The sequence below is a fragment of the Rhodobaculum claviforme genome, assembly GCF_016653255.1.
Taxonomy (GTDB): Bacteria; Pseudomonadota; Alphaproteobacteria; order Rhodobacterales; family Rhodobacteraceae; genus Rhodobaculum; species Rhodobaculum claviforme.
Genome location: NZ_NHSD01000319.1, coordinates 1 through 6,084 on the forward strand (window position 1 = coordinate 1; position 6,084 = coordinate 6,084).

The window sequence follows — 6,084 nt, forward strand, 5'->3', positions numbered from 1 at the left end:
GACCCGCCCCCCGTCAGCCCCCGATCGAACAGCGACCGCGCCCAGAAGCACAGATCCGCGCGCAGGTCGCTCATGCCCCGCCCTCCATCCGCCGGGCGGCCTTTTCAAGGAAATCCTCGGCGCCGAAGTTGCCGGATTTCAGCGCCAGCACCAGATCGCCCGCCCCGCTGTCGGCGCGGATCATCGGCACGCCGGGGTCGATCTCGGGGCCGATCTCCAGCGCATGCAGGCCCAGGCCGGTGACGACGGTGCCCGACGTCTCGCCGCCCGCGGTGATCAGCCGGGCCACGCCGCGCGCCACCAGCGCACGGGCCAGCGCGGCAAAGACCCCCTCCACCGCCGCGGCCACGGTGTCGGCGCCGAACAGCGCCTGTGCCGCGGCCACCGCGTCCGGCGGCGCCGAGGAATGGATCAGCGGCACCGCCCCGCCCGCCGCCTGCGCCATCGCCCAGTCGGCCAGCGCGTCCACGTCCATGCCCGCGACCGCCGCCTCGGGGAGGATGGCGCGGCTGGGGTGGCGGGCGGCATGATACGCCACCTGCGCCAGCGTCGCGCGCGAACACGACCCCGACAGCGCCACCGCCGGCCCACGGGCCGGGCGCCACGCCGCCGCCGCCCCGCGCAGCCCCGCAAAATTGCCCGGCAGCCCCAGCGCGATCCCCGATCCGCCCACCAGCAGCCGACACCCCGCCGCCGCGCGCCCCAGCGTGACCAGATCGGCGTCCTCCACCGCATCGGCCACCCGCAGGCGCGGCCCCGGCGCCGCCAGCGCGCCCGCCAGATCGCCGCGCACCGTGCCCAGCGGCAGATGCCCCACCGCGCCCGCCGCCTGCCGCGCCAGCACGCGCCGCAGGTCGGGGTCGCGCATGGGGGTCAGGGGGTGCGCCTCCATCCCCGATTCCGACAGCAGCCGGTCGCCCACGAACAGATGCCCCTGATAGACGGTCCGCCCGGTGGCGGGAAACGCCGGGCACACGATCACCGGATGGGCCCCCAGCGCATCCGCCAGCGCCTCGGCCACCGGGCCGATGTTGCCCGCATCGGTCGAATCGAAGGTGGAGCAGATCTTGAACAGGATCTGTTGCGCGCCCTGCGCGCGCAGCCACGCCAGCGCGGCCAGCGACTGCTCGACCGCCTGCGCGGCCGGGATGGAGCGGGATTTCAGCGCGACGATCCCCGCCTCCACCCCCGGCGCGGCGGGCGCGTCGGGCACGCCCACATACTGCACACAGGCCATCCCCGCCCGGGTCAGCGTGTTGCCCAGATCGCTGGAGCCGGTGAAATCATCGCCAATGCAGCCCAGCAGCATCACGCGTCCCCCGGCAGGCGCAGCCCGGCGCGCGCGGCGATGTGGCGGGTGATGGCGGCATCGTCCAGCCCCCCCATCCCGGCGGCGCTGGCGGCGCGCCATTCCTCCAGCGCGGTCGCCACCAGCGGCAGCGGCAGGCCCGCGTCGGCGGCCATCCCCGCCACGATCCCCAGATCCTTGGGCCAGATGTCGACGGCCGAGCGCGGCGCGTAATCGCCGTCGATCACATGGGGGGCGCGGTTCTCGAACATCCAGCTGGTCCCGGCCGAGGCGCCGATCACCTCCAGCACCCGGCCCAGATCCAGCCCCTGCGCGGTGGCCAGCGCCAGCGCCTCGCCCATCGCCATGATGTGCAGGCCCGCCAGAAGCTGGTTCACCGCCTTCATCGCCGATCCCGGCCCGGCATGATCGCCCAGCCGGTGCACGGTTTCGGCCACCGCATCCAGCACCGGGGCGGCGGCGTCGAACGCAGCCCCGCTGCCCGAGGCCATCACCGACAGCCGCCCCTGCGCCGCGCGGCCCGCCCCGCCCGAGATCGGCGCGTCCAGATACGCCAGACCCCGCGCCGCCGCCTCGGCCTCCATCGTGCGGGCAAAGGCGGGGGGGACGGTGGCACAGCTGATGACCACGCCGCCCGGCGCCACGCCCGCGGCCCACCCGTCCGCGCCGAACAGCGCCGCGCGGGTCTGGCCCTCGTTCAGCACCACCGACACCAGCGCCCCGGCCCGCGGCGCGTCCGGCGCCAGGGCATGGCCGCCTTCGGCCACCAGCGCGGCCACCCGGTCGGGGTTGGGATCGAACCCGTGCACCTGCAATCCCGCCCGCGCGCATGACACCGCCATGCCCAGCCCCATCGACCCCAGCCCCGCGAAGTGAACGATCATCAACGTATCCCCATGATGGTCTGCATCGGCCACAGCGACACGGCCGGAACAAAGGTCACGATCATCAGGCACCCAAAGACGGTGACGACGAACCACAGAAGCTGCGGAATGATCCGCTCCACCGGGATGCGGGCCACGGCGCAGGCGGCAAACAGGTTCACCCCCAGCGGCGGCGTGATCATCCCCAGCGCCAGGTTCATCACCACGATCAGCCCGAAATGCACCGGATCGATGCCATAGGCGATGGCCACCGGCGTCAGGATCGGCGCCAGCACCAGGATCGCGGCCGAGGTCTCGATGAACATCCCCACGAACAGCAGCAGCAGGTTCACCGCCAGCAGGAAGGCGACGCGGCTCTCGAACACCTCGCGGAACCAGGCGGCGATCTCGTTCGGAAGCCCTGAGCGCGTGACCAGGAACGAGAACAGCGCCGCCGCCGAGATGATCAGCATGATGGCCGATGTCGCGACGACCGTCTTCTTGAGCACCTCCGGCAGGTGGCGGAATGTCAGCTCGCGGTACATGCCCATGCCGACCACCAGCGCGACCGCGACGGCGGCCGCGCTGGCCTCGGTCGGCGTGAAGACGCCGGAATAGATCCCGCCCAGGATCACCACCGGCACCAGCATCGCCGGCAAGGCCGCCAGCGCCGCGGCCCCCAGCGCGGGGCGGTCGGCGCCGTCCTGCGCGCCGATGCCCCGCACCCGGCACAGCACCAGCACCAGCGCCATCAGCGCGCCCGCCACCAGCAGCCCCGGCCCCAGACCCGCCAGGAACAGCTGCCCGATCGACGTGTCGGTCGACACGCCATACAGGATCAGCGGGATCGACGGCGGGATCAGCACCCCCAGCTCCGCCGAGGACGCCTGCACCGACGCCGCCATCGGCCTGGGGTATCCATGCCGCACCATCGCCGGGATCAGGATCGCCCCGATGGCGAACGTCGTCGCCACCGACGACCCCGAGACCGACGCGAACATCATGCATGTCAGCACACAGGTGGCCGCCAGCCCCCCCTGCACGCCGCCCACCATGGATTTCGCCAGATCCACCAGCCGCCGGGAAATCCCGCCCACCGACATCAGGTTCCCCGCCAGGATGAACAGCGGAATCGCCATCAGCGGAAAGCTGTCCAGCCCCGTGAACATCCGCTGCGCCACCAGCAGCATCGGCAACCGGCCGTGCGCCTCGATCCCGATGACCGACGCAAGCCCGATGGCCACCGCGATCGGCACCCCCATCAGGAAGAAGATCGCCAGCGACAGCGCAAGTGCCAGGTTCATGGCGCGCCCTCCGGCGTCTCGGCCTCTGGCCAGTCGCCGCGCGCAGCGCGGATCATGCAGGCCAGAACGGCGATCAGGATGAACACCGACCCCACCGGCAGCGCGGCATAGACCCAGGCGATGGACACCTCCAGCGCCGCCAGCGTCTGGCGCGCCACCCGTTCGGTCATGGCCCAGCCCTGCCAGAACAGGATCGCGAAGAACACCAGCGTCAATGTCATGGACCCCAGGTACAGCCCCAGCCCCAGCGGCCGCGGCAAGGCGCGCTGGATGATCTCCAGCGCGATCATGTTGCCCTCGCGGAATGCCGGGGCCACGCCCAGGAACACCGACCAGATCATCGCGGAGCGCGTGATCACCTCGGACCAGGTGGACGGGCTGCCGAACACGAACCGCGTCGTGACCTGGTACATCGCCAGCCCCGCCGCGATCACCAGAAAGCCGATGGCCCCCCACAGCGCGATCCGCGTGGTGACCGATTCAAGGCGCAGAAACAGCGTCATGGCCCCTCCCCCCCCAGGTGGTGCGGGGCGCGTGTGCGCCCCGCCCGGACGGTCATTCCACCGCGATGATGCGCTCCAGCAGCTCGGTGCCGAAGGTGTCGGTGTAGACCGGCCACGCGGCCTCGGCGGCGGCGGCCTGGAAGGGGGCGCGGTCGATCTCGGTGATGACCTCCATGCCGTTGTCGCGCAGCAGCGCGACGCCCTCGGCCTCCAGCCGGTCGACCTCGGCGCGGGTGGCGGCGGCCGAGGCGCGCGCGGCCTCCAGGAACCAGCCCTGCTCCTCCTCGCTCAGCCCGTCGATCAGGAACGGTGAGCCGAGCACCACGGCCGGCGAATACACATGCCCCGTCAGGGTGACATACCGCTGCACCTCCCAGAAGCGCGAGGCGGTGATGACGGTGATCGGGTTTTCCTGCCCGTCCACGACGCCCTGTTGCAGCGCGCCGAACACCTCGGGGAACGCCATCGGCGTGGGGGCGGCGCCCATGCCCTCGAAGGCGGCCATGTGCACGCGGTTTTCCATCGTGCGCAGCTTCAGCCCGGCCATGTCCTCGGGGCGGGTGACGGGGCGCTGCGAATTCGTGACGTGGCGAAAGCCGTTCTCCGACCACGCCAGCCCCACGATGTCGCTGTCGCGCATCCGGTCCAGCAGCTCCTGACCGATGTCGCTGTCCAGCACGGTGCGCGCGTGGTCATAGTCGCGGAACAGGAACGGCAGGTCCAGCGCCAGCACCTCGGGCACGAAATTCCCCAGCGGCCCGGTCGAGGTGATGACCACATCCAGCGAGCCGATCTGCAACCCCTCGATCATGTCGCGCTCGCCGCCCAGCTGGCCGGCCGGGGCCTCGGTCCCGGTGAAGGCCCCGCCCGAGACCTCCTCCAGCGTGGCGATGAACGCCTGCGCCCCCACCGCGTAATGCGAGGTCGGCGACAGCGTGTGGCCGACAACGACGCTCTGCTGGGCCTGCGCGGCGCCCATCAGCGCGATGGTGGCAACACTGCCAAGGACGACATGTTTCATGGGTCTCCCCTCCCTGTTGTGGTCGTGTGGTGGTCCGGGCCGATCAGGCCGCGGCGGTCATGCGGGCCTGATGCTCCTCGATCAGCTCCGCAAATCCGGTGTTGGGCGTGAACCCCAGCGCGCGGGCGCGGGGACAGGTGATCTCGCCGGGCCAGGACGCGACGATGGCGGCGATGGCGGCATCGGGCGCGGGCGTGATGCGCGCGGCCACCTCCGGCCCGGCCACACGTCCGAGGGTGTCGATCATCTCGCCCACCGTGACGGTGATGCCCGGCAGCGTCAGGGTGGTGTCCACCCCGATCGCATCCTGCGCCAGCCCGCAGGCATGCAGCGTGTACGCCAGCGCCCGGTCGGGGGACGCCAGATGCAGCCGCAGATCGCGCCCCACCGGCAGCGCGGCCCCCTGCCCCGCCAGCGGTTCGCGCACGATCGCGCTGGCAAACCCCGAGGCCGCCCGGTTCGGCGCCCCGGGCCGCACCGCGATGGTGGGAAACCGCAGCGACCGCCCCCGGATCGCGCCGCGCCGGGTGGCGTCGCGCACCAGCAATTCGCCCATCAGCTTCTGCGTGCCATAGCTGGAGCGCGGCGCGGGCAGCGTCTCCTCGGTGATGGTGTCGTTGTCGGCACAGGAAAACACCGCCACGGATGACGAGAAGATCACCACCGGCGGCACCGGCATCGCCCGGCATGCCGCGATCAGCCCCAGCGTGCCATGCAGGTTGACGTCCTGCCCCAGGTCCCAGTCGGCCTCCGCCTGCCCCGAGACGACGGCGGCCAGGTGGATCACCAGATCCGGCGCCTCGGCGGTGATCCGGCCGAGGGTTCCGGCATCGCCCAGCCCCCCCGGAAGCGCCGTCACCCGCCGCCCGCGCGCCAGCTCCGCCAGCGGTGCCGCGGCGATGTCGGTGGCGAGGATCGCGTCGATGCGCCGGGGCGCACCGTCCAGCATCAGCGTGTCGAGGGCGTCCAGCGCCCGCACCACCATCTGCCCGATGAACCCTGCGGCCCCCGTCACCACGATACGCATGTCGCTCCCCCCGTCTCCGGCACGAGGGTGGCAAACCATGACAGCGCTGTCAATTGC

At 72.0% G+C, this 6,084-nt stretch carries 6 protein-coding genes; all 6 read right to left on the reverse strand.

The features are described from left to right. Positions 1-70 precede the first annotated feature (70 nt). The 6 genes from otnK to denD are packed head-to-tail and all read right to left on the reverse strand — an operon-like array spanning position 71 to position 6,027. On the reverse strand, positions 71-1,309 hold the full coding sequence (gene otnK / locus CCR87_RS15495) for a 3-oxo-tetronate kinase (RefSeq protein WP_201158443.1): 1,239 nt from the start codon (positions 1,307-1,309) through the stop codon (positions 71-73). After that, complete coding sequence (gene ltnD / locus CCR87_RS15500) at positions 1,309-2,193, reverse strand: L-threonate dehydrogenase (RefSeq protein WP_201158444.1); 885 nt, start codon at positions 2,191-2,193, stop codon at positions 1,309-1,311. The genes otnK and ltnD overlap by 1 nt, the downstream gene beginning before the upstream one ends. Beyond that, positions 2,193-3,476, reverse strand: coding sequence for a TRAP transporter large permease (locus CCR87_RS15505; RefSeq protein WP_201158445.1), 1,284 nt, complete (start codon positions 3,474-3,476; stop codon positions 2,193-2,195). The genes ltnD and CCR87_RS15505 overlap by 1 nt, the downstream gene beginning before the upstream one ends. Then, entirely contained in the window at positions 3,473-3,979 is a 507-nt protein-coding gene (locus CCR87_RS15510) for a TRAP transporter small permease (protein ID WP_201158446.1), read from the reverse strand. Before CCR87_RS15510 ends, CCR87_RS15505 begins: the two co-directional genes overlap by 4 nt. Before the next feature lie 52 nt (positions 3,980-4,031). Continuing rightward, complete coding sequence (locus CCR87_RS15515) at positions 4,032-5,000, reverse strand: TRAP transporter substrate-binding protein (protein ID WP_201158447.1); 969 nt, start codon at positions 4,998-5,000, stop codon at positions 4,032-4,034. 43 nt (positions 5,001-5,043) lie between these two features. Then, the gene (gene denD / locus CCR87_RS15520; RefSeq protein WP_201158448.1) at positions 5,044-6,027 is read right to left on the reverse strand and encodes a D-erythronate dehydrogenase; all 984 of its coding nucleotides are present in this window, start codon (positions 6,025-6,027) and stop codon (positions 5,044-5,046) included. Positions 6,028-6,084 lie beyond the last annotated feature (57 nt).

Coding starts and splice junctions, on each gene's coding strand:
- CCR87_RS15515 (WP_201158447.1), bottom strand. CDS start 5,000: ATGAAACATGTCGTCCTTGGCAGTGTTGCCACCATCGCGCTGATGGGC.
- CCR87_RS15510 (WP_201158446.1), bottom strand. CDS start 3,979: ATGACGCTGTTTCTGCGCCTTGAATCGGTCACCACGCGGATCGCGCTG.
- CCR87_RS15505 (WP_201158445.1), bottom strand. CDS start 3,476: ATGAACCTGGCACTTGCGCTGTCGCTGGCGATCTTCTTCCTGATGGGG.
- otnK (WP_201158443.1), bottom strand. CDS start 1,309: ATGCTGCTGGGCTGCATTGGCGATGATTTCACCGGCTCCAGCGATCTG.
- denD (WP_201158448.1), bottom strand. CDS start 6,027: ATGCGTATCGTGGTGACGGGGGCCGCAGGGTTCATCGGGCAGATGGTG.
- ltnD (WP_201158444.1), bottom strand. CDS start 2,193: ATGATCGTTCACTTCGCGGGGCTGGGGTCGATGGGGCTGGGCATGGCG.